The 21,248-nt window shown below is 64.9% G+C and carries 19 protein-coding genes; 6 read left to right on the top strand and 13 right to left on the bottom strand.

All coding sequences use genetic code 11. From position 1 onward, the window contains the following. Both HGR_RS13725 and HGR_RS13720 read left to right on the top strand, forming a co-directional pair. Nucleotides 1–813: ComEC/Rec2 family competence protein (locus tag HGR_RS13725; protein ID WP_006298899.1), on the top strand; the 813-nt coding region annotated here is incomplete at its 5' end. A 116-nt stretch (nucleotides 814–929) separates the two neighbouring features. Then, on the top strand, nucleotides 930–1,373 hold the full coding sequence (locus HGR_RS13720) for a universal stress protein (protein WP_006298898.1): 444 nt from the start codon (nucleotides 930–932) through the stop codon (nucleotides 1,371–1,373). Nucleotides 1,374–1,430: 57 nt separating this feature from the next. On the opposite strand, the gene HGR_RS13715 is transcribed toward HGR_RS13720, so the two are convergent. The 6 genes from HGR_RS13715 to lgt all read right to left on the bottom strand — a co-directional run bounded on the left by HGR_RS13715 (nucleotide 1,431) and on the right by lgt (nucleotide 8,045). After that, nucleotides 1,431–3,023: a malonate--CoA ligase gene (locus HGR_RS13715; RefSeq protein WP_006298897.1), complete on the bottom strand. Its 1,593-nt coding sequence runs from the start codon at nucleotides 3,021–3,023 to the stop codon at nucleotides 1,431–1,433. Nucleotides 3,024–3,049: 26 nt separating this feature from the next. After that, nucleotides 3,050–3,832, bottom strand: coding sequence for an enoyl-CoA hydratase/isomerase family protein (locus HGR_RS13710; protein ID WP_006298896.1), 783 nt, complete (start codon nucleotides 3,830–3,832; stop codon nucleotides 3,050–3,052). Then, nucleotides 3,832–4,833, bottom strand: a complete 1,002-nt coding sequence (locus tag HGR_RS13705) for a Bug family tripartite tricarboxylate transporter substrate binding protein (protein WP_006298895.1) — start codon at nucleotides 4,831–4,833, stop codon at nucleotides 3,832–3,834. Before HGR_RS13705 ends, HGR_RS13710 begins: the two co-directional genes overlap by 1 nt. A 40-nt stretch (nucleotides 4,834–4,873) precedes the next feature. Next, complete coding sequence (locus HGR_RS13700) at nucleotides 4,874–6,367, bottom strand: malonyl-CoA decarboxylase (RefSeq protein WP_006298894.1); 1,494 nt, start codon at nucleotides 6,365–6,367, stop codon at nucleotides 4,874–4,876. Next, complete coding sequence (locus HGR_RS13695) at nucleotides 6,364–7,029, bottom strand: GntR family transcriptional regulator (RefSeq protein ID WP_006298893.1); 666 nt, start codon at nucleotides 7,027–7,029, stop codon at nucleotides 6,364–6,366. The genes HGR_RS13700 and HGR_RS13695 overlap by 4 nt, the downstream gene beginning before the upstream one ends. Before the next feature lie 179 nt (nucleotides 7,030–7,208). Beyond that, nucleotides 7,209–8,045, bottom strand: a complete 837-nt coding sequence (gene lgt, locus HGR_RS13690; protein WP_006298892.1) for a prolipoprotein diacylglyceryl transferase — start codon at nucleotides 8,043–8,045, stop codon at nucleotides 7,209–7,211. A 135-nt stretch (nucleotides 8,046–8,180) separates the two neighbouring features. Between lgt and HGR_RS13685 the strand changes: the two genes are divergently transcribed. After that, on the top strand, nucleotides 8,181–8,717 hold the full coding sequence (locus HGR_RS13685; RefSeq protein WP_006298891.1) for a TIGR03546 family protein: 537 nt from the start codon (nucleotides 8,181–8,183) through the stop codon (nucleotides 8,715–8,717). Continuing rightward, nucleotides 8,714–10,612: a TIGR03545 family protein gene (locus HGR_RS13680; RefSeq protein ID WP_006298890.1), complete on the top strand. Its 1,899-nt coding sequence runs from the start codon at nucleotides 8,714–8,716 to the stop codon at nucleotides 10,610–10,612. Before HGR_RS13685 ends, HGR_RS13680 begins: the two co-directional genes overlap by 4 nt. Before the next feature lie 201 nt (nucleotides 10,613–10,813). On the opposite strand, the gene HGR_RS13675 is transcribed toward HGR_RS13680, so the two are convergent. Together HGR_RS13675 and ilvD are read right to left on the bottom strand one after the other, a co-directional pair. Further along, a complete protein-coding gene (locus HGR_RS13675) occupies nucleotides 10,814–11,584 on the bottom strand; it encodes a hypothetical protein (protein WP_006298889.1) in 771 nt (256 codons plus the stop codon). 97 nt (nucleotides 11,585–11,681) lie between these two features. Continuing rightward, nucleotides 11,682–13,541 carry a dihydroxy-acid dehydratase gene (ilvD, locus tag HGR_RS13670; RefSeq protein ID WP_006298888.1) on the bottom strand — a complete coding sequence of 620 codons (1,860 nt, stop codon included), beginning with the start codon at nucleotides 13,539–13,541 and terminating at the stop codon, nucleotides 11,682–11,684. A 201-nt stretch (nucleotides 13,542–13,742) separates the two neighbouring features. Here ilvD and HGR_RS13665 point away from each other — a divergent pair, with 201 nt between their 5' ends. Next, entirely contained in the window at nucleotides 13,743–14,057 is a 315-nt protein-coding gene (locus HGR_RS13665) for a c-type cytochrome (protein ID WP_006298887.1), read from the top strand. A 132-nt stretch (nucleotides 14,058–14,189) separates the two neighbouring features. On the opposite strand, the gene HGR_RS13660 is transcribed toward HGR_RS13665, so the two are convergent. The 5 genes from HGR_RS13660 to HGR_RS13640 are packed head-to-tail and all read right to left on the bottom strand — an operon-like array spanning nucleotide 14,190 to nucleotide 20,026. Next, nucleotides 14,190–15,473 (bottom strand): TRAP transporter large permease, encoded by a 1,284-nt coding sequence (locus HGR_RS13660; protein ID WP_006298886.1) that lies wholly within the window; start codon nucleotides 15,471–15,473, stop codon nucleotides 14,190–14,192. A 4-nt stretch (nucleotides 15,474–15,477) separates the two neighbouring features. Then, nucleotides 15,478–16,017, bottom strand: a complete 540-nt coding sequence (locus HGR_RS13655) for a TRAP transporter small permease (RefSeq protein ID WP_006298885.1) — start codon at nucleotides 16,015–16,017, stop codon at nucleotides 15,478–15,480. Between the two features lie 9 nt (nucleotides 16,018–16,026). After that, complete coding sequence (locus tag HGR_RS13650; protein WP_006298884.1) at nucleotides 16,027–17,226, bottom strand: fumarylacetoacetate hydrolase family protein; 1,200 nt, start codon at nucleotides 17,224–17,226, stop codon at nucleotides 16,027–16,029. Nucleotides 17,227–17,234: 8 nt separating this feature from the next. Continuing rightward, nucleotides 17,235–19,016, bottom strand: a complete 1,782-nt coding sequence (locus HGR_RS13645) for an IlvD/Edd family dehydratase (protein WP_006298883.1) — start codon at nucleotides 19,014–19,016, stop codon at nucleotides 17,235–17,237. An 8-nt stretch (nucleotides 19,017–19,024) separates the two neighbouring features. Next, nucleotides 19,025–20,026 (bottom strand): TRAP transporter substrate-binding protein, encoded by a 1,002-nt coding sequence (locus tag HGR_RS13640; RefSeq protein WP_006298882.1) that lies wholly within the window; start codon nucleotides 20,024–20,026, stop codon nucleotides 19,025–19,027. A gap of 151 nt (nucleotides 20,027–20,177) precedes the next feature. On the opposite strand from HGR_RS13640, the gene HGR_RS13635 reads away from it, so the two are divergent. After that, nucleotides 20,178–21,152, top strand: a complete 975-nt coding sequence (locus HGR_RS13635) for a LysR family transcriptional regulator (RefSeq protein ID WP_006298881.1) — start codon at nucleotides 20,178–20,180, stop codon at nucleotides 21,150–21,152. The last annotated feature ends 96 nt before the right edge of the window (nucleotides 21,153–21,248 follow it).

Raw genomic sequence — 21,248 nt, 5'->3', positions numbered from 1 at the left:
GAACTGCTCGCGGCGGACGTTGGCCAGGGCCAGGCGGTGCTGGTGCGCCCCGCGCGACACGCCATCCTCTACGACGCAGGCCCTCGCTACACCAATGAAAGCGACGCGGGAGAGCGCGTGCTCGTGCCCCTGCTGCGCGCGCTCGGCGTGCGGCTGGACGCGCTGCTGTTGAGCCACCGCGACACGGACCATGCGGGCGGCGCGGCCGCCGTCTTGAGCGCTCACCCTCGGGCCGTGTTGCTGAGTTCGCTCGATCCGGCGCACGAACTACGGGCCGGCCGTCAGGCCTTGCGGTGCGAGGCCGGGCAATCGTGGGAATGGGACGGCGTGCGCTTCGACATCCTGCACCCGCAGGCGGCGGATTACGGTCTGATCGCCGGGCGCACCCCGCGCGCCAACACCGTCTCCTGCGTGCTGCGCGTGCGCGCCGCCGCGCCACAGGGCACGCGCCCCCGCACGGCCTTGCTCGTCGGCGACATTGAAAAAGTGCAGGAAGCGCGTCTCGCGGCCCAGGCGGCGCAAGAGCCCGGCTGGCTGGCGGCGGACTTGCTGCTGGTGCCCCACCATGGCAGCAAGACCTCCAGTTCCGACGTCTTCCTCGACGCCGTCGCGCCGCGCATCGCCTTGGTCCAGGCCGGTTATCGCAACCGCTATGGTCACCCGGCACCTGAGGTGATGGCCCGTTACGGCGCGCGCGGCATCACCGTGCACGACAGCCCCCGCTGCGGCGCGGCGACTTGGCGCTCCGAGCAGCCCGAGCAACTGCGCTGTGAACGGGTGGCCGATCCACGCTATTGGCAGCACCGGTACTGAAAGAAGCTTGCGCCAGATCAAAAAGAGAGGCTGAAAACGCACCCAGGATGCACTCAAACGGGCCAATGCGATCCAAAATGGCCGGGTCGTTTTCCGACAAACCACAAGGAGCTCTCATGTACCAGCGCATCCTCGTTGCCACCGATGGCAGCACCCTTTCGAAAAAAGCCGTGAGCCACGCCATCGCGCTGGCCAAACTCAGCGGCGCGGAACTCGTCGCGCTCAAGGTCGTGCCACGCTATCCGCAGTCGTACTACGAAGGCGGCCTGATGCTGCCCTCCAGCGACATCGCCAAGATCGAGAAGCAATGGACCACGCAAGCGCAGGCCGTGGTGGATGCCGTGGTGAAGTCCGCCAGCGCCAAGGGCGTGCAGGCCAAGGGGCAGGTTGTGAAGGCCGAGTTGGTGAGCGAAGCCATCATCGCCACCGCGAAGAAACAAAAGATCAGCCTGATCGTCATGGCCTCGCACGGCCGCAAGGGCCTCAAGCGCCTGCTGCTGGGCAGCGAAACCCAACAGGTGCTGACGCACTCGGCCGTGCCGGTGCTCGTATTGCGCTAAAGCGGCACGTGAGTGAGCGCGCCATCGAAGGATGAGCGCGCTCCCCGTCGCCAGTGCTTAGGCGAACAGTCCCTTGTGCTGCTCCCGCAGCACATTCTTTTGCACCTTGCCCATGGCGTTGCGCGGCAGCTCGGTGGCCACGAAGCAGCGCTTGGGGATCTTGTAGCCGGCCAGCTTGGTCTTGAGGGTGGCGATCAAGTCCTCGGCCGACAGCGTCGCGCCTGGCTTGGCCGTCACCACGGCCACGCCGACCTCGCCGAAGTCCGGGTGGGGCACGCCCACCACGGCGCTTTCCATCACGCCGGGCAGATCGTTCAGATAACTCTCGACCTCGGCCGGGTAGACGTTGTAGCCGCCGCTGATGATCAGGTCCTTGGCACGGCCCACGATGGTGACGTAGCCCCGCTCGTCCACCTTGCCCACGTCGCCGGTCTTGAACCATGACTGACCCTGGGAGTCCCGCGTGAACTCTTCCGCAGTTTTCTCGGGCATGCGCCAATAGCCCTGGAACACCCCCGGACCGCGCACCTGGATGCCGCCGATGTCTCCGGTCGGCAGCGCCACGCCATCGTCGCCAGAGACGCGCAGCTCCACCCCGGGCAGGGGGAATCCGACGGTGCCGCCACGACGTTCGCTCTGGTTTTGATAGCGCGCATCGGGAGCGTAGGGGTTGGAGGTCAGCATCACGGTCTCGCTCATGCCGTAGCGCTCCAGGATGGTGTGGCCGGTACGCTCGCGCCACTCGTTGAAGGTCTCGATCAGCAAGGGGGCGGAGCCGCTGACGAACAAGCGCATGTTGCGCGCCGCGTCGCGCGTCAAGGAAGGCTCGGCCAGCATGCGCACGTAGAGCGTGGGCACGCCCATGAACACCGTCGCCTCGGGCAGGCGGGCGATGATCTTCTTCGGATCGAAGCGGCTGTACCAGAGCATCTTGCTGCCATTGAGCAGCGCGCCATGCACGGCGACGAAGAGGCCGTGGACATGAAAGATGGGCAGGGTATGGATCAGCACATCGCCCCGGCCTTCAGGCCCGCCGGTAGTCCGCCAGCCCCAGTACTCCTTCAACACCCTTGCGTTGGACAGCAGGTTGCCGTGCGTGAGCATGGCCCCCTTGCTGCGGCCGGTGGTGCCGCTGGTGTAGAGGATCGCGGCCAGATCGTCGGGCGCGCGGGGCACCGGCTGATGCCGGTCGCTGTGGTGCACGGCGCGCTCCAACAGAGAGCCGCTGCGGTCGTCCCCCAGGGTGTAGACATGGGACACACCCGCCTGGAAAGCCAGCTTGCTAACCCAGCCGAAATTGCCCGGCGTGCAAACCACCACGGCGGGTTCGGCGTTGCCAATGAAGTAGGCCATTTCGCCGCTTTGGTAGGCCGTGTTCAGCGGCAGGTAGACATGTCCCGCGCGCAAGGTGGCCAGGTAGAGCGCCAAGGCCTCGACGGATTTTTCCACCTGCACGGCGATGCGCGAGCCCGGCGGCAGTTCCAGCGAGGCCAGCAGATTGGCCATCATGGCGCTGGCGCGGTCCAGGTCACGCCACGAATAGACCAGCGCCTGGCCCTGCGCGCCCGCATCGGTCTCGATCGCGGGGCTGTCCAGGTCGGTGGGGAAGGCGGCGCGCAATGCGTTGTAGAGGTTGTGATCGAGGCTCATGGTCGAACTTGGGTGGAAGTGGTGGATCAAAATTTGGGCTTGCGTTTGTCGTTGAACGCGGCGACGCCTTCGCGGTGCTCCGCGCTGGGGGCGTAAGCATAGGCACCGGCCACCAAGGCATCGGCCCCTAGGCCCAGCGCGAGCGCGAGCGCGCGCAAAGTCTGCTTGTTCAAGCGGGCTGCTCGGGGCGCGAGTTGGGCGATGCGCAGGGCGCTCTGCATGGCATGGTCCGCCACGTCCGCATCGTCCAAAACGCGCTGCAGAAAGCCCCGTGCCTTCATCTCGGCGGCATCGAGCACGGCGGCTTCCAAGAGCATTTCGCGCGCCGTGGCTTGTCCGGCGGCGTGGGCCACGAGCGCCGCCTCGCGCGGCGCCATGGGGAATCCCAGCTTGGCGATGGGTGCGCCGAAACGGGCCGAGGCGCCCGCGACGCGGATGTCGCAGGCGCTCGCGATCTCCACGCCGGCGCCCATGCAGTGGCCCTCGATCTGGGCGATCACGGGCAGGTCGCAGTCGAGCACGGCCTGCAAGCCGCCCCAGACCTCGTCTTCGTGGAAAGCCGCCAGACTGGCCTCGTCGAAGCGGTAATCCGGGTATTCAGAGATGTCGCCGCCCGCGCAGAAATGACCGCCCTGGCCCCGCAGAACCACGCAGCGTGGCGCGCCTTCCGGGGCCTCGGCCTGCAAGCTCGTGAAGACCGCGCGCAGTTCACGCCACATCGCGCGCGACATGGCGTTGAACTTGCCGGGATGGTCCAGCGTGACCAGGGCCATCACGCCCTGGCGCGTCAGGCAAACACGTCCACTCATCAGTCGAGCTTGGCCCCCGAGAGCTTGACCACTTGGGCCCAGCGCTTGACTTCGGAACTCACGAACTGGCCAAACTGGCGCTGCGTGAACGGGCTGAACTCCGCGCCCTGCTTGGCCCAGACGGCCTGAGCGTCGGGCGTGGCGCCCGCCGCGCGGATGGCTTCCACCGCGCGCGTCTGCGCCGCAGCGGGCGTGCCCTTGGGCGCCCAGATGCCGTACCAGGTCTGCACCGTGTACTCGGGCAGACCGACCTCGGCCGCGCAAGGCACCTCGGGGAAGGCCGCGTTGCGCTTGGCGCCAGCGACCATCAGGGCCTTGACCCGACCGCTCTGGATGTGGGTCGCCGAAGAACCCAGGCCATCGAACATCATGTCCACATTGCCCGCGATCAGGTCTTGCAAGGCAGGGCCAGAGCCGCGATAGGGAATGTGGGTGATGGCGGCGCCCGTCTGCTGCTTGAACAGCTCACCCGCCAGGTGGTGCGAGGTACCGCCACCGGCCGAGGCGTAGTTCAGCTTGTCGGGGTTCTTGAGCACGCGTGCGAGGAAGGACTTGAAGTCGCTCTCGGGCACTTTCTGCGGGTTCACCACGAGCACTTGCGGCACCGTGGCCACCAAGACCAGGGGCACGAAGTCCTTCTCGATGTCGTAGTCCAGCTTGGGGTACATGGCCGGCGCGATGGCATGGTGCACCGCACCCATGAACAGGGTGTAGCCATCCGGGGCGGCCTTGGCCGCGATGCTGGCGCCCAGCGTGCCCCCGGCGCCGCCGCGGTTGTCGATCACGAGCTGTTGGCCGGTGACTTTGGCGAAGGCCGCCGACAGGGGCCGCGCGAAGGCATCGGTGCCGCCACCTGCGGGGAATGGCACGACCAGGGTGACGGGCTTGCTGGGCCAGTCCTTCGACTGGGCATGGCCCAGCAGCGGTCCCGCGGCCAAGCCCACGGCGGCATAACGCAGCACGCTGCGTCGGTTCAAACCACTCAGGGTGGTGTCGTTCATGCTTGTCTCCTCTTGTTGAAATGAAGATCCACGCGGTGGATCACTGCATTCGGAACTGCAGTTCTTCGATGGCTCCAGCCACGGCGATCTTGCCCTCGGCAAGCTGGGACCGGTTGCGATCAAGTCGCTTGAGATCGTACAGATAGTTCACCATCAGGCCGTAGGACTGCTGCAAGCCCTTGGCCGAGGGATCGCCCAGCCAGTTCAGGCGCTCGACGCGCGCGCCATTGCCCAGGTGAAAGCGCGCCACGGGGTCCGCAGGCTTGCCATCGATTAGCTCGCGCCCCAGGTAGTGCGCGGCGCATTGCAGCAGCCAGCGCCGCAAGGGCGAGCGCGCGTCCAGCGACGTCACATGCTCCAAGGCCCGCAGCACATGGGCGGCGGTGGGCGGCTCGAAACCGGCCGCGCGACCCAGTTCACTCTGTTCCTTCTCGGGCGTGAGCGCCAGCATGCGCTGGGCGTTCTGCCCCAGCCATTTGCGCAGACCAGGGATGGGCGAAAGGGTGGAGAAATGCTTGAGGCGGGGGAACTCGGCGCTCAGGGTTTCGACCACGCGCTTGATCAGCGAGTCGCCAAAGCTCACCCCGCGCAAGCCGTTCTGCGTGTTGCTGATGGAGTAGAAGATGGCCCAAGTGGCCTTTTCCAGGTCGGCGGCGGCGGCCTTCTCGTCCAACAGCGGCGTGATGCTATCGGCCATGTGGTCGATCAGCGCCACCTCGACGAAGATCAGCGGCTCGTCGGGCAGGCGCGGGTGGAAAAATCCATAACAGCGGCGGTCGGAATCCAGCCGGTTCTTCACATCGTCCCAACTGCGGATGTCGTGCACGGCCTCGTACTTGATCAGCTTTTCCACCAGGGAGGCCGGAGAGTCCCAGCTGATGCGGCGCAGCTCCAGAAAGCCCACGTCGAACCAGGTGGAGAACATGTACTCCATCTCCACGTCCAGAGCCTGCAGGCGCTTGTCCTGCTTGAGCGCGGTCTGCATTTCGGCGCGCAGATCCACCAGGAAGCGGATGCCCTCGGGCAAGACGCTGAAGCGCTGCAGCAGGCGCCGCCGTGGCGACACCGTGGCGCGGCGGTACTGCACCTCGGCGGCGGCCTCGTCGGGCGTGCCGACGGCGGCGGCGAACTTGGCCTGCGCGGAACGGACCTTCTCGGGGTCGGCCGTGAACATCTCGCTCATCAACAGCCACATGTCGCGCCGCCGTCCGAGCGTCGCCCGCAGGTAGCGCTGTATCAGCACCTGCGCCCGGCGCCCTCCCTCCACCTCGCTGATCTGCGGATCGATGATGGCCTTGAGCTCGTCCAACGTGCGGCGCAACATGCGCGGCGACATGGCTTCGGCCTTGTGGCGCAGATTGGCGGTCAAGCGCTCGCGGGTCGGTCGCTCGGCCTGCGCGGACTCGGCCGGTGAAAGTGGCGAAACCGGCCCGGCCCCGGCGCGCAGCGCCGCGGAGCGCCCCGGCGGCATCCCCTGCCGCGTCACGGGCAGCAGGCGAGTGACTTGGCGGCTGATCCAGCTGGCGGCGTTCATGCCAATCTCCGGTTCTGTTGACGCGCGAGTTCGCGCAGCGCCTCGCGCTGGCGTGTCAGGTGGGTGCGCATGGCCGCCTCGGCCCCCTCGGCATCGCGTGCCTTGAGGGCGGCGAAGACGGCCAGGTGCTCACTCAGACTCTGGGTCAAACGGCCCGGCGCATGCAACTGCTGCAAGCGCGCGAGCTTGAGGATCTTGCGCAGATCGCCGATGACTTGGGCCAACCAGCGGTTGTCGGCCAAGGTGATGATGGCCTCATGGATGGTGTAGTTGATGTCGTAGTAGTCGACGATGCGCTTGCCGCGCGCGGCCTTCTGCAGCTGCTCGTGCAGGGTCTCCAGCGCGGCCAGATCGGCGTCGCTGGCGCGCAGGGCGGCTTCGTGGGCGCAACGGCCTTCGAGCAAGGCGATGACGGGGAAGATCTCGTCAAGGTCGCGCTCGGTGACTTCATTGACGAAACAGCCTCGGCGCGGCTCATGCCTGACCAGGCCCTCGGCGGTCAAGACCTTGAGCGCCTCGCGCAAGGGCGTGCGCGAGATCTCCAAGCGCTCGCACAAGGCCACTTCGTCCACGAAGCTGCCGGGCGCCAGGGAGCCCGCGAAGATGTCCTGCCGCAGGGTGTCAGCGACCTGGACATGCAGTGATTTGTGGACGAGGCGCATGGGTTCGGTCGGGTTCGGACTCAGGTTCTGACTCAGTTTCAGGCTCAACGAACACGGTGTGGATTTCGCCTTGATTTTCCATAATTATGCGTAATTATGAAACCCGTGCGAACCCTGCCCTCCAGCCCAGGATCACCGGAACCCCGGCAATCCCCGCGACCTCAGCGACCTCCGCGTCCTCAAGACCGCTGTGGCTGACGCCCCGCCCAGCCCCACAAGGCCGCGCCCCCGACAATCATCGGCAGGCAAAGCCACTGGCCCATGCTCATGCCCAAGGCCAGCAAGCCCAGGAAGTCGTCCGGCTCGCGGAAATACTCGGCGACGAAGCGCAGCACGCCGTATCCAAGCAGAAAGGCGCCGCTGACCTGCCCCGTCTTGCGCGGGCCGCGCGCATACAGCCACAGCAGCACGAACAGCAGCAAGCCCTCCAGCAGGAACTGGTAGAGCTGCGAGGGATGGCGCGGCAGCAAGGAGCCGCTCTGGGGGAACGCCATGGCCCAGGGCAGATCCGCGGAGGCGGCGCGCCCCCACAACTCCCCATTGATGAAGTTGCCCAGGCGCCCGGCCGCCAAGCCCGTCGGCACGCAGGGGGCGATCAGGTCCATCACCTGCAACCAGGGCCGCTGGCGCGAGCGCGCGAACCAGACCATGGCCAGCAACACGCCGATCAATCCGCCATGGAAGCTCATGCCACCTTGCCAGACGGCGAAGATCTCCAGCGGGTGCGCCAGGTAGTACGCCGGCTTGTAGAACAGGCAGTAGCCGATCCGCCCGCCCAGAATGACACCCAGAACGCCATAGAAAAGGATGTCCTCGACATCGCGGGGCAACCAGTCATTGGTCCCCTTCTTGCCCGCGGCTTTGCCGCCGACGGCCGCATAGGCGGGATGCCGCAGGCGCAAACGCGCCAGCGCGTAGAACAGGCCAAAAGCCACCAGGTACATGAGGCCGTACCAATGCACGGCCAGCGGGCCGATCTGCACGGCGATGGGATCGATTTGGGGTGCGAGCAACATGGCCGGTATTGTCAGCGCATTTGAGGTGCCCGCCCGCGCCCCGGATCTTGCGCCCAAGCCTGACCGGGAAAATGGGCTTGCGTCAAGCGGGGCAGTTAACATCCGGGCCTTCTTGCCGCCAGGAAAATCCGTCCCATGTTCGTCCTCGACTTCGCCCACAAGGTCGTCAAACTGCTGCACAGCGAGGAGCGGCCGATGCAGATCGGCTTCGGTTTCGCGCTGGGCAGCGTCATCGCACTCACGCCCTTGAGCAGCCCGCACAACCTGCTCGTGCTCTTGCTGCTCTGCGTCATCAACGTCAGTTTCTCCGCGGGTTTGCTGGGCATGGTACTCATGTCCCCGCTGGGTTATGCCCTGGACGGCGTGTTCGACCGGCTGGGCCATCTGCTGCTGGTGGACCTGGACGGCTTGACCCCCTTCTGGACGGCGTTCTTCAACGCCCCCTTCGTGGTGTTCACGCGGCTCAACAACACACTGGTGCTGGGCTCGCTGGTCGCATCGCTGTTGCTGCTCGTCCCGATCGCCTGGCTGATCGCGTTCGCGGTGCGGCGCTACCGCAGCTCGTGGCAGGCGATCATCCTGCGCTCGCGCTTTTACCGTTGGTTCTCGATGTCGCGCTTCTATGTCTGGGGCGCCAAGGCCTATGGCTTCGTGTACGGGAGCGGACGATGAGCACCACCACTCCCCGTGCCCAGGACAAGGCGGTGACGCCGAAGAAAGTCCGCTTCTTCCGCTTCTCGGCCCTCATTCCCTTTGCCTTGATCACGATGCTGCTGGTCGGCGGCTACCTGCTCTTCTTCGACCGCCTCGTCAAGCGCGGTCTGGAAGCCTCTTTCACCGCCATGAACGGGGCCAAGGTGGAGATCGGCAGTTTCGACTTCAGCCTGCTCGACACCTCGGTCAAGACACGCGGCATTCAGTGGACCGACGCTGACGCGCCGATGAAGAACCTGTTCGAGATCGGGGCCACGGAGTTCACGCTCCAACCCAACCCCCTGTCGGTGGGCAAGTTCGTGGTCACGCGCATGGCGATCCAGGACCTGCGCTTGGGCACCGACCGCACCCAATCCGGCGCCCTGCCCGCGCAGGACCGCAAGGCGACCAGCACCGCGCCCGCCTCGGGTGGCACGCTGGAATCCCTCGAAGCCTACGCCAAGGGCATTGACTACAAGGCCATCGCCAGCAAGATCGGTCAGCCCGAGGACATCCCCGCCGTGCGCTTGGGCAAGGAGTTGGAAGCCAAGGTCCAGGCGCGATCAGACCTCTGGAAGCAGCGCCTGCCCGCGGTGACGAATCTTGGAGAGCTGCAGACGACCTCGGACGAGATCCAGGCCATCGCCCGCCGCAAGTACAAGTTGCCGGAGGACCTGGCTCAGCTGCGCAAGGACCTGGACACCGTGAAGAACGCGCGGCAGCAGGTCCAAGGCAAACAAGATGTCTTGAAGCAAGCCCGCCAGGACCTGCAAACGGACTTGGCGGAACTGCGCACGGCTTACGCACAAGTCAACGAACTGCGCGAGTCCAAGCTGAAGGACCTGCTGATCGACCCGCAAGGCGATGTGTTCAGCGCCAGCAATCTGCTGTCCGCCCTGCTCGGCGATTCGCTGGTGGACAGCGCACGCCAGTACCTGGGCTATTACGAGAAGTTCAAGGGCTACCTGCCCGAACAGAAACAGACCGCCGAAGTGAAGGTCGTGCAGCGCGAACGCGCCCATGGCACCACGGTGGATTTCGTGCGCGCGGGCGCCCTGCCCTCGGTCTACATCGGTCAAATCGACCTGTCGGGTTCGCACGGTTCGGCCACGCTGTCGGGCACCGTGCTCAACGCCAGCTCTGATCTGTCCTACAAGCCCCTGCTGCTGAACGTGGACTTCCGCGACGCGCAAAGCAAGGCGGACGTCGCCACGCTGCGCGGCTCGATGTCAGGCGCCAAGGAAGGGCTGAACTCCAACATCCAGCTGACCCTGCGCCAGTCACCGCTGCAAGGCTTGTCCCAAGGCGTGGACCACACATACCTGGCGGGCCTGGACGGCAAGGCGGATATCCGCGCCACGCTGACCGACACCCCGCAGAACCTGTCGTTGGCGCTGCGCATCGAGGGGCGTAACGTGGGTCTGAGGCTGAAACCCGGCAGCGTCGGGCAGGACATGGAACGCATGCTGAGCGCGGTGCTGACCCAGATTGATCTGCTCACCCTTGAGCTGGACTACACCCAGGAAAGAGGCCCGCAAGGTGGGCGAACCTCCACCCGCCTGCGCAGCAATCTGGAGCCCATCCTGAACGCCCGGCTGCGGGCCTACGTGGCCGCGCAGGTCGCGAAGTTCAACGGCGAACTGCGCAACCGCTTCAACGCGGAAGTGGACCAAGCCCTCGCGCCGTTGAAACAGAAACTCGACGGTTTCGACCAAACCGGCACCCTGTCGACCGCGCTGGGCGACGCCGACAAGCTCGACGCGGCGCGCGCCAAGCTGGAAAGCGAACTGAATCAGAAACTCAAAGCCGAGGAAAACCGGTTCAAGTCCAAGGCAAAGGACAAGCTCGAAGACAAGTTGAAGAGCCTGCGCTGAGAGACAACAGGGAATCCGGAAAAAATAAGGGCGCCATAAGGCGCCCTTATTTCACGTCAATCCCAACTCAGCCTCGCCTATTCCGGCTTTATTCCATGCCTGCATTCACCTGTAAACAGTTGAAGATGTAGTGCCGCGAAATACCACGCCGATGCGCCCGTGCCTAGCAAACACTGGACGGGTTCAAATAGTTGGCCCAACTTACCGTAGATCTCCCCACGAAACAACTTTCCCATTCATGACATGAAGGTACACCTTGCCCGCCCAGTATGTGGACACAACACCATCAGACCGATTGACTTGACCTTTTAATCTGAGATCTCCGACGCAATACTTTGCACGCTCCAACGACATTCCAACGCGAGGCGTCCCATAGTCTCCCCCGCATTCCTTCTGCCTTGCATCCGTTTCTTTCTCGTTGGCAAGACGCTGCGCCTGGAGTTCCTGCCTGCGTTGCTCTTGCGCGGCCTGAAGAGCCGCTTGCCTTTCAGCGAATTCTGCTCGTCGCTTTTCTTCTGCAATCCTATTTTGCTCAGCTTGCGCAACCTCTAACTCTGACTTAGTCGCTCTTGCCGATTTCATTTTTCGATCAGCATCAGTTAGTTTGAGATTCAGCAGGACGATTGTCTTTTTGGACACTGCAAACGACTTCTTGCCTTCAGTCTTTGATCCAAGCGCCTGGTAAGAGAATTCAACTGGACTGAAATCCGACAGCTGCCTTGATCGTTCGAATTTTTCGCTGTTGGCGTTAAATTCACCGACCGCGCTGAATATATCTACCAGCTGACTGTAGCCACTGAGATTGGCGGCCTCTGGCCCCATGACATATTTTCTGTCCTTATACATGGCCTCGACTTTAGCTCTGGCTCGCTCAATGTCGCCCAACGCCAAGGCTGACTCCATATCTTCCACTTTGCCAGCAACTGCAAACTGACAAATAGAAAGCAGCAACAACAAAAACACGCTTTTCATCTATACATCCTCCTTAGTCAATCTAATTCAATGCGGCACTCCCTACTACCGCCCAATCCAGCAAATCCCAAATAGCCCGCGGGCACAGGCTCCGCCTTCAGTCTCCCAACAGTGACAGATCACGCACCGCGCCCTTGTCCGCCGACATGGCCAGCAGCGCGTAGGCCTTGAGCGCGGCCGAGACCTTGCGCGGGCGGGGCTTGGCGGGCTTCCAGCCCTTCTGGTCCTGCTCGGCGCGGCGCTTGGCCAGTTCCTCGTCGCTGACCAGCACGTTGATGCCGCGGTTGGGAATGTCGATGCGGATGCGGTCACCGTTCTTCACCAGGCCGATCGCGCCGCCCGCCGCCGCCTCGGGCGAGCAGTGGCCGATGGACAGGCCCGAGGTGCCGCCCGAGAAGCGTCCATCGGTCAGCAAGGCGCAAGCCTTGCCCAGGCCCTTGGACTTGATGTAACTCGTGGGGTAGAGCATTTCCTGCATGCCAGGGCCGCCCTTGGGGCCTTCGTAGCGCACGACGACCACATCACCCGCCTTCACCTGGTCACCCAGGATGTGCTCCACCGCTTCGTCCTGCGATTCGACCACATGGGCCGGGCCTTCAAAGACCAGCAGGCTGTCATCGACACCGGCGGTCTTCACCACGCAGCCGTTCTGGGCGATGTTGCCGAAGAGCACGGCCAGGCCGCCTTCCTTCGAGAAGGCGTGGTCATAGGCGCGGATGCAGCCCTCGGCGCGGTCGGTGTCCAGGCTGGGCCAGCGCGTGGATTGGCTGAACGCCACCTGGGTTGGGATGCCCGCGGGCCCGGCCATGTAGAAGGTCTTCACGGCCTCGGACGGCTTGCGCATGATGTCCCACTCGTCAAGCGCGTGCTTGAGGGTCTTGCTGTGCACGGTGGGCACGTCGGTGTGCAGCTTGCCCGCGCGGTCCAGCTCGCCCAGGATGGCCATGATGCCGCCCGCGCGGTGCACGTCCTCGATGTGGTACTTGTTGGTGTTGGGCGCGACCTTGCAGAGCTGCGGCACGCTGCGCGAGAGACGGTCGATGTCATCCATCGTGAAATCGATGTGCGCCTCCTGAGCCACGGCCAACAGGTGCAGGATGGTGTTGGTCGAACCGCCCATGGCGATGTCCAGCGTGATCGCGTTCTCGAAGGCCTTGAAACCCATGGAACGCGGCAGGACGGTCTCGTCGTCCTGCTCGTAATAGCGCTTGCAAAGCTCCACCACCAGGTGGCCCGCGCGCTTGAACAGCTGTTCGCGGTCGGCGTGGGTGGCGACCACGGTGCCGTTGCCCGGCAGGGACAGACCCAGGGCCTCGGTCAGGCAGTTCATGGAGTTGGCGGTGAACATGCCCGAGCAGGAACCGCAGGTCGGGCAGGCGGAGCGCTCCACCTCGGCCAGATCGGCGTCACTGACCTTGTCGTCGGCGGCCATGACCATGGCGTCGATCAGGTCCAGTTTCTTGATTTGGATGGTCTGGGTGCCGGGCACCGCCAGGCGCACCTTGCCGGCTTCCATCGGTCCGCCCGAGACGAACACCACGGGGATGTTCAAGCGCATGGCGGCCATCAGCATGCCGGGCGTGATCTTGTCGCAGTTGGAAATGCACACCATGGCATCGGCGCAGTGCGCGTTGACCATGTATTCCACCGAGTCCGCGATGATGTCGCGGCTGGGCAGGGAGTACAGCATGCCGTCATGGCCCATGGCGATGCCGTCATCGACCGCGATGGTGTTGAATTCCTTGGCCACGCCGCCCGCGGCCTCGATCTCACGCGCCACGAGCTGGCCCAGGTCCTTCAGGTGGACATGGCCGGGCACGAACTGCGTGAAGCTGTTGACGACGGCGATGATGGGTTTGCTGAAGTCGCCATCCTTCATGCCGGTGGCGCGCCAAAGAGAACGGGCGCCGGCCATGTTGCGGCCGGCGGTGGATGTCAGCGAACGGTATGCGGGCATAGAAACTCTGCGATGAGATCGAACAAACGAGGGCAAAGAAGGACAAAGGGGGCAATGAGGGGCCAACGGCGTGCCAGTGGCCCCGTCCGAAATCCATGCTGCCCTGCAGCATGGATTTCAAGGGCCTTTGGGCATCGGGCACCTTAGAATTCAGCCGGCCATTATCCTCTCAACCCTGTCCCGACTCTCATGAGGAATTCCATGAAACCCATCCTGCCCGCCCTGTTCATCACCGCCACCCTCGCCGCCTTCAGCACGGGCGCCCAAGCCGACTTGGCCCTGGCCCAATCCAAGAACTGCATGGCCTGCCACCAGATCGCCGTGAAAGTGGTCGGCCCCGCCTACAAGGACGTGGCCAAGAAGTACGCCGGCGACAAGAATGCCGCCGCCATGCTGGCCACCAAGATCATGAAGGGCGGCTCTGGCGTCTGGGGTCAGGTGCCCATGCCGGCGAACCCGCAAGTCAGCGAAGCCGAGGCCAAGAAGCTGGCAGCCTGGGTGCTGAGCCAGAAGTAAGCACGGCTGGCTCACCCCGTCCCCACCACGCGCCCTCCCGGGCGCGTTGTCATTTTCTAGCGGGCACAACCCGAATCAGTGGCTCAAGCCCGGGCGGGATGTCCCTCCTACGCCTGGGGCAACTGTGGGGCGCTAGCCTCCCATCAGGAAACGCGCGGGCCAGATCACGGTCTGGGGAAAGAGCGTCATGATCAGCAGCACGCCGAACTCCGCCCACATGAAGGGCAGCACGCCCTTGAAGATGTCGTCCATCTTCATGCGGCCCACGCCCGCCACGACGTTCAGCACCGTGCCCACCGGCGGGGTGACCAGGCCGATGGAGTTGTTGATGATGAAGAGGACGCCGAAGTAGATCGGATCGATGCCAGCCGCCTTGATCACCGGCATCAGCACCGGGGTCATGATCAGGATGGTGGGCGTCATGTCCATCGCCGTGCCGACGGCCATGACCAGCACCATGATGGCCAGCAGCAACAGGGTCTGGTTGCCCATGAAGGGTTCGAGCAGGGCCACCAATTGCTGGGGGATGTTGGCCACGGTGATCAACCAGGATGACACCATGGCCGCGGCCACCAGGAACATCACCACGGCCGAGGTCTTGGCCGCGTTCACGAACACCGGCACCAAGGCCTTGAGCGAGAGCTCGCGGTAGATGACCGTGGCGACGAACAGGGCATAGACAGCGGCAACCACGGCGGACTCGGTCGGCGTGAACACGCCCATGCGCAGCCCGACGATGATGATCAGCGGGAGCATCAAGGCCCAGACCGCCTCGCGCGCGGCGGTCCAGACCTCCCCGCGCATCTTCCTGGGCGGCGGCTGTAGCGTGCCGTTGCGACACATCAGCCACCAGGTGAGCGCCAGGCCCAAGCCGATCATGATGCCGGGGAAGATGCCCGCGATGAAGAGTTTGCCGATCGACAGATTGGCGGAGACGCCGAAGATCACGAAGCCGATGCTGGGCGGGATGATGGGGCCGATCACGGCCGTGGCCGAAATCAGGCCGCCGGCCGATTGCTTGGAATGGCCCGCCGCCGTCATCATCGGCAGCAGCAAGGCCGTCAAGGCCGCCGCGTCGGCAACGGCCGAGCCCGAGAGCGAAGACAGCAGGCAGCCCGCCAGGATCGTCACGTAACCCAAGCCGCCGCGCACGTGGCCCACCAAAGCCATCGCCAGATTGACGATGCGCCGCGACAGGCCACCCGTGTTCATGACTTCGCCCGCGAGCATGAAGAAGGGCACGGCCAGCAGCGGAAAACTGTCGGCGCCGTTGACGAAGTTCTGCGCGAGGATCTGCGCGTCGAACATGTCCAGGTGCAGCATCAGGGCGACGCCGCTGGCCAGCAGTGCGTAGGCGATCGGCATGCCCAGCGCCATGGCGCCGAGCAAGCTGCCGAGAAAAATGAAAATCGTCATGGTTTCAAGCTTTCTTCACGCCCACGGACGCGATCGATTCCTCGGACTCGGTGCTCATCACCAGCTCCTGCTCCTCGGTCTTGCCCGCCAGGGCGCGAAGCAAGCGCAACAACAGCAGCACGCCGGCGCAGACCGCGAACACCACGCCGGATGCATAGAACATCGCCATGGACAAACCGGTCACGGGGGCGCTCATGTCGGCGTTGAGCAGGGTCTGCTGCCAGCTGCCCTTGAGGCACAACCAGGTGACATACAGCATGATCAAGTGGCCGGCCACGTAACAGACCTTCTTGCCGTTCGCCGAGAGGCGCGACACCAGCATGTCGGTGCCGAGGTGGGCGTTTTCGTGGATGGCGGCGATGCCACCGAGGAAGGTGATCCAGACGAAGAGCCAGCGCGACATCTCCTCGCTGACGGCGATGCCGGAGTTGAAAACGTAGCGCAGCACCACGTTGCCGAACACCAGCACCACCATGATGGCCAGGGCCAGGGCGATGGTGAGGTTCAGGACGCGGCAGCTTCTGTCAAGCAGGGCATTCAACATGAGGTCCTCCTAGAGCACGGCGTCTTGCAGCAGACCACGACCGGCCAGGTTGCCGATCAGGGCGCGCAGGCCAAAGCGCCAGGGCGGCGCGGTCTCGCAATGCGTGACGCGATTGACCAGGGCGCCAAGGCGGGGACTGCGGATGGTCACCAGGTCGCCCAGCTTGTGGGTGAACCCTCCGCCCGGCCGATCGCGGTCTTCGATGGGGGCGAACAGCGTGCCGAGGAAGAGCATGAAGCCATCGGGATACTGGTGCATGGCCACGGTCTGGGCGACGATGTCGGCCGGGTCACGGCTGATGCGGCTCATGAGGTTGATGCCGCGCAGCTCGAAGTTGTCTTCGCCGATCACATGCAGGTGCACGGTTTCCTGGCGCACGTCGTCCAGGGTGTAGCCTGCGTCGAACAGGCGGATGAAAGGGCCGATGGCGCAGGACGCGTTGTTGTCCTTGGACTTGCCCAGCAGCAGCGCGCTGCGGCCTTCGATGTCGCGCAGATTGACGTCGTTGCCCAGGGTCGCGCCCACGATGACGCCGCTGCTGTTGATCGCCAGCACGACCTCGGGCTCGGGGTTGTTCCAGGAGGAATCGGAGCGGATGCCAATGTCGTCGCCGCAGCCTACCGAGGCCATGGCCTGGGTCTTGGTGAAGACCTCCACGTCCGGGCCGATGCCCACCTCCAGATACTGCGACCAAAGGCCCTTCTTTTGCAGCAGCGCCTTCAGTTCCATGGCTTCGGGCGAGCCGGGTTTGATTTCCGACAGGTCGCCCCCGATCAACGACACCACCTGGGTGCGCAGCTCATTGGCCAGGCTGGCATCACCACGCGCCTGTTCCTCGATGACGCGTTCGATCAGGCTGGACGCGAAGGTCACACCGCTGGCCTTGACGGCTTGCAGGTCACAGGGCGCCAGCAGCCAGGGGCGGCGCACGTCTCGCGTGCCGGGCAGGCTGTTGGCCAGCAGCTCGTCCACGCTGCACAGGCGCTGCCCGGGGGTGCCACGCACGGCCTGGGCGGGCTGGTCCACGTCCAGCAGCGTGCTCATGGTGGGATAAGCACGGCTGAGGTCAAAGACCCCTTCGGGGCGCAAGGCGACGATGGCGGGGCCGGCGCTCGGGCCCGGCACCCAGACGCGCCCCACCAGGGTGCCGGCCAGGCCGTCCTCGGGCAGGATGGACGCGGGGTCTTGGAATTTGGAAGTCGAAGTCATGGGGGTCCTCAATGGTTGTGTCTCGGCGTGCGCTGGAAAATGCGCTGGAACTCCAGCGCGAAATCCAGCGTGGCGCCCTGGTCGAGCTGACCGGTTTTTTCCCGATACAGGGCTTCCCAGGGTGAGTGACTCGGGGGTATCGGAGGCGCGGGCAGTTCGCGCAGACGGCGCGCGATCTCCTCGGGCGACACCAGGGCATCGCAACGCCCCTGGTTCAGGTCGACGCGGATCAGATCACCGCTTTGCAGCCAGCGCAGGCCACCCCCTGCCGCGCTCTCGGGCGAGACGTTGAGGATGGACGGGCTGTCCGAGGTACCGGACTGACGGCCATCGCCCAAGGTCGGCAAGGCGCTGACGCCGCGCTGGATCAAGGCATCGGGCGGTTGCATGTTGACCACCTCGGCCGAACCCGGCCAGCCCAGCGGGCCCGCGCCGCGCATGACCAGGATGCAGTCCTCGTCGATGCCGAGCCCCGGATCGTTGATGCGCGCGTGGTAGTCCTCGCCCCCCTCGAACACCACGGCACGCGCCTCGAACACGCCCTCTTGGCCCGGCCTGCTCAGGTAACGCGCACGAAAGCGCTCGGAAATCACCGAAGTCTTCATGATCCCGAAGTCGAAGAGGTTGCCGCGCAGTACCAGGAAACCGGCCTTGTCCATCAGCGGCTGCGCGAACGGACGGATCACCTCGCGGTCTTTCGCCTCGCGGCCTTCCAGGTTGTCGGCCATGCTGCGCCCGGTGACGGTCAGGCAATCGCCATGCAGGCGCCCTGCTTGCAGCAGTTCCCACATCAGCGCGGGCACGCCGCCGGCGCGGAAGAAGCGCTCGCCCAGGAAGCGGCCAGCCGGCTGCATGTCCAGCAGCAGCGGCAGGTCATAGGCCTGCGTGGTCCAGTCGTCCGGCTCCAGTCGGACCTGGGCGTGGCGCGCCATGGCCATGATGTGAACCTGCGCGTTGCTGGAGCCACCGGCGCAGCTGACCACCGAGAGCGCGTTGAGAAAGCTCTCGCGTGTGAGGATGCGCGAGGGCCGCAGGTCTTCATACGCCATCTCGACGATGCGCCGCCCGGTTTCGTAGGCCATCTGGCCGCGCTCGCGGTAGGGCGCGGGAATGGCCGCGCAGCCCGTCAGCGACAGCCCAAGCGCCTCGGCCACGGCGTTCATGGTCGAGGCCGTGCCCATGGTGTTGCAGTGCCCGGCCGACGGCGCGCTGCTGCAGGCGCGCTGCAGAAACTCTTCCTCGTCGATCTGGCCCGCGGCCAGTTGGCGGCGGCTGCGCCAGATCACCGTGCCCGAGCCCACCAACTCGCCCTCGTGCCAGCCGTCGAGCATGGGGCCGCCCGAGAGCACGATGGCGGGGATGTCCACGGTGCAGGCGGCCATGATGCCGGCGGGCGTGGTCTTGTCGCAACCGGTCGTCAGCACAACGGCGTCTATGGGGTAGCCGTAGAGGATTTCGACCAGGCCCAGGTAGGCCAGGTTGCGGTCCAGCGCGGCGGTGGGCCGGCGGCAGTTCTCGAAAATCGGATGAACGGGGAACTCCATCGGAATGCCACCGGCATCCCGGATGCCATCGCGCACGCGGCGCGCCAGCTCCAGATGGATGCGGTTGCACGGCGACAGGTCACTGCCCGTCTGCGCGATGCCGATGATGGGCCGGCCGGAACGCAATTCCTCCGGAGTCAGCCCGTAGTTCATGAAGCGCTCCAGGTAGAGCGCGGTCATGTCCGAGCGCTGCGGGTCGGCGAACCAATCCCGCGAGCGGAACGGACGGCTGGGTGATTGAGCCATGCGGTCGTTTATTTCTTGCGAATCTTGGCCAGCTCGGCGTTCAAATCCTGGAAGGCGTCGCCAAAATCCTGGCCGTACTTGGCGACCACCGGCGCGAGCTTGGCGCGCAGCTTGGCCTGTTCGGCCGGGCTGAGCTCGGTCACGGTCATGCCATTGCTCTTGAGCTGGGCCAGCGCCTTCTCGCTGAATTCGCGGATGGTCTTGCGCTCGAACTGGGTCGCGTCCAGCGCGCTGTCACGCACGATCTTTTGCTCCTGCGGCGAGAGCCCGTCCCAGGTCTTCTTGGACATCAGCAGCACCCAGGCGCTGTACATGTGGCGCGTCAGGGCCAGGTACTTCTGCACCTCGTAGAACTTGCTGGCCAGGATGGTCGGCGTGGGGTTCTCCTGACCATCGACCGCCTTCTGCTCCATGGCCGTGTAGACCTCGGGGAAAGGCATGGGCGTGGCGTTGACGCCCAGGGCGGTGAAGGTGTCGAGGAAGAGCGGGCTTTGGATCACGCGCAGCTTCAGGCCTTCCAGATCAGCGGCCGTGTTGATGGCGCGGCGCGAGTTGGTGACGTGACGGAAGCCGTTCTCCCAGAAGGCAAAACCGATCAGGCCTTTCTCCGGCAACTGGGCCAGCAGCTTCTGGCCGAAGGGGCCGTCCAGCAAGGCATCGGCCTCCTGCTCGCTGTTGAGCAGCATGGGCAGGTTGAGCGCGCCGAAGGGCTTGACCAGGGACATCAGCGTGGACGCATCGGGCACCGTCATTTCCTGGATGCCGGCACGCAAGGCCGAGGTCATGGTGATGTCGTTGCCCAGGGCGCCACTCGCGTACACCTTGGCGGTCATCTTGCCGCCGCTGCGCTCGGACAAGAGTTTGGCGAAATGGTTGAGCGCCACGCCTTGCGGGTGGTCCTCGCTCAAGCCTATGCCAATCTTGAATACGTGCTCCCTGACTTGCGCGGACACCGAACCGGCCGCCAGGCCGAGCGCCAACGCCGCCACGATGACGGATCTGAATTTCATGCTTGTCTCCTGATGATTGGAATATGTCCTGGGCAGCGGGTCGCTCGGCGGCAAGCACGAGTGGCACGGCGGTCTCAGGGCGAGCGCGAGATTAGGGAAGACAGCAGACACGGTCCACTGAAATTTCTGTAGAAAGTCATTCCATAACGTTATGAATACCACCGAGTCATCCGGGTTCACCCGTAGCCCCGAGCCCTCCATCGCACGCGCTTTTGGTCGGCTGCGGTTCCGGCACTTGCAGTTCCTGGACATCCTGGGACAGACCCGCAATCTGCGGCTGGCGTCGGAATGGATGCACATCACGCAGCCAGCGGCCACCAAGATGCTGATGGAGATCGAGATCATCTTGAACGCGCGTCTGTTCGATCGCCTGTCGCGTGGTGTCGCGCCCAACGAGCTCGGTCTGTTCACCTTGCACTACGCCAGCAGCGCGCTCGAAGGGCATCGCAAGTTCGCCCGCGAGTTCGACACGCTGCGGCACGGCGGCGCGGGGCATCTGACGATCGGCGCCATTTCTGGCGCGGCGCACCTGCTGATGTCCACGGTGTCCGAGGTTCAGCGCCTGCGGCCGTTGCTTGTGCTGAAGATGCTGGAACAGAGCAGCGACCAGCTCGCGCTGTGGCTGGCGGAGCGCAAGATCGACTTGATGATCGGACGCTTCACCAGCAGCGAGCAGCAGGCCCAGTTCCGCTACGAGCGCCTGTCGGCCGAGCCCTTGCAGGTGGTCGGTCGGGTGGACCATCCCTTGCGCAACAAGCGAGTCCAGGATCTGACCGAATTGGCGCGCTGGCCCTGGATCCTGTACCCCTCACCGACGGCGCTGCGCCGTGTCACCGACGACATCTTCGGCAGCATCGGCTTGACGCCGACGTCGGGCGTGGTCGAGACGCCCTCCTTCTGGTTCTCGCTGGAGCTGCTGCAAACCACGAACATGCTGTCGCTGCAGCCCGCCTCCTTGGCGGAGGAGTACGCCAGAAAAGGACTGCTGACCCGCATCCAGGTCGACCTGCCCGACCGCATGCCGGACTACGGCCTGATCACGCACTTGGGCGAAGCGCTGTCGCCCTCCGCGCAGGCCTTCGTGAGCGTGTTGCGGGAGAAGGCGGGGGTGGAGCTAGAGGTCTGAAGTTCGGTGGAGTCCGCGCCGATTCATTCGGCACAGGATTTAGGCTACGGCCACCGCTGCGCGGTTTAACTTGGGCATGCGCCCAAGTTAGCCTGC

Source organism: Hylemonella gracilis ATCC 19624 (assembly GCF_000211835.1).
Taxonomy (GTDB): domain Bacteria; phylum Pseudomonadota; class Gammaproteobacteria; order Burkholderiales; family Burkholderiaceae_C; genus Hylemonella; species Hylemonella gracilis.
Note: the sequence above shows the minus strand (reverse complement) of the source record. Positions and strands in the feature narration are given on the sequence as shown.

Bases quoted from the DNA above. Each gene is read 5' to 3' on its own strand.
- HGR_RS13680 (WP_006298890.1), top strand. From the start codon at position 8,714: ATGAGCACCACCACTCCCCGTGCCCAGGACAAGGCGGTGACGCCGAAG.
- lgt (WP_006298892.1), bottom strand. From the start codon at position 8,045: ATGTTGCTCGCACCCCAAATCGATCCCATCGCCGTGCAGATCGGCCCG.
- HGR_RS13705 (WP_006298895.1), bottom strand. From the start codon at position 4,833: ATGAACGACACCACCCTGAGTGGTTTGAACCGACGCAGCGTGCTGCGT.
- HGR_RS13700 (WP_006298894.1), bottom strand. From the start codon at position 6,367: ATGAACGCCGCCAGCTGGATCAGCCGCCAAGTCACTCGCCTGCTGCCC.
- HGR_RS13675 (WP_006298889.1), bottom strand. From the start codon at position 11,584: ATGAAAAGCGTGTTTTTGTTGTTGCTGCTTTCTATTTGTCAGTTTGCA.
- HGR_RS13685 (WP_006298891.1), top strand. From the start codon at position 8,181: ATGTTCGTCCTCGACTTCGCCCACAAGGTCGTCAAACTGCTGCACAGC.
- HGR_RS13715 (WP_006298897.1), bottom strand. From the start codon at position 3,023: ATGAGCCTCGATCACAACCTCTACAACGCATTGCGCGCCGCCTTCCCC.
- HGR_RS13720 (WP_006298898.1), top strand. From the start codon at position 930: ATGTACCAGCGCATCCTCGTTGCCACCGATGGCAGCACCCTTTCGAAA.
- HGR_RS13665 (WP_006298887.1), top strand. From the start codon at position 13,743: ATGAAACCCATCCTGCCCGCCCTGTTCATCACCGCCACCCTCGCCGCC.
- ilvD (WP_006298888.1), bottom strand. From the start codon at position 13,541: ATGCCCGCATACCGTTCGCTGACATCCACCGCCGGCCGCAACATGGCC.
- HGR_RS13635 (WP_006298881.1), top strand. From the start codon at position 20,178: ATGAATACCACCGAGTCATCCGGGTTCACCCGTAGCCCCGAGCCCTCC.
- HGR_RS13660 (WP_006298886.1), bottom strand. From the start codon at position 15,473: ATGACGATTTTCATTTTTCTCGGCAGCTTGCTCGGCGCCATGGCGCTG.
- HGR_RS13655 (WP_006298885.1), bottom strand. From the start codon at position 16,017: ATGTTGAATGCCCTGCTTGACAGAAGCTGCCGCGTCCTGAACCTCACC.
- HGR_RS13650 (WP_006298884.1), bottom strand. From the start codon at position 17,226: ATGACTTCGACTTCCAAATTCCAAGACCCCGCGTCCATCCTGCCCGAG.
- HGR_RS13645 (WP_006298883.1), bottom strand. From the start codon at position 19,016: ATGGCTCAATCACCCAGCCGTCCGTTCCGCTCGCGGGATTGGTTCGCC.
- HGR_RS13710 (WP_006298896.1), bottom strand. From the start codon at position 3,832: ATGAGTGGACGTGTTTGCCTGACGCGCCAGGGCGTGATGGCCCTGGTC.
- HGR_RS13695 (WP_006298893.1), bottom strand. From the start codon at position 7,029: ATGCGCCTCGTCCACAAATCACTGCATGTCCAGGTCGCTGACACCCTG.
- HGR_RS13640 (WP_006298882.1), bottom strand. From the start codon at position 20,026: ATGAAATTCAGATCCGTCATCGTGGCGGCGTTGGCGCTCGGCCTGGCG.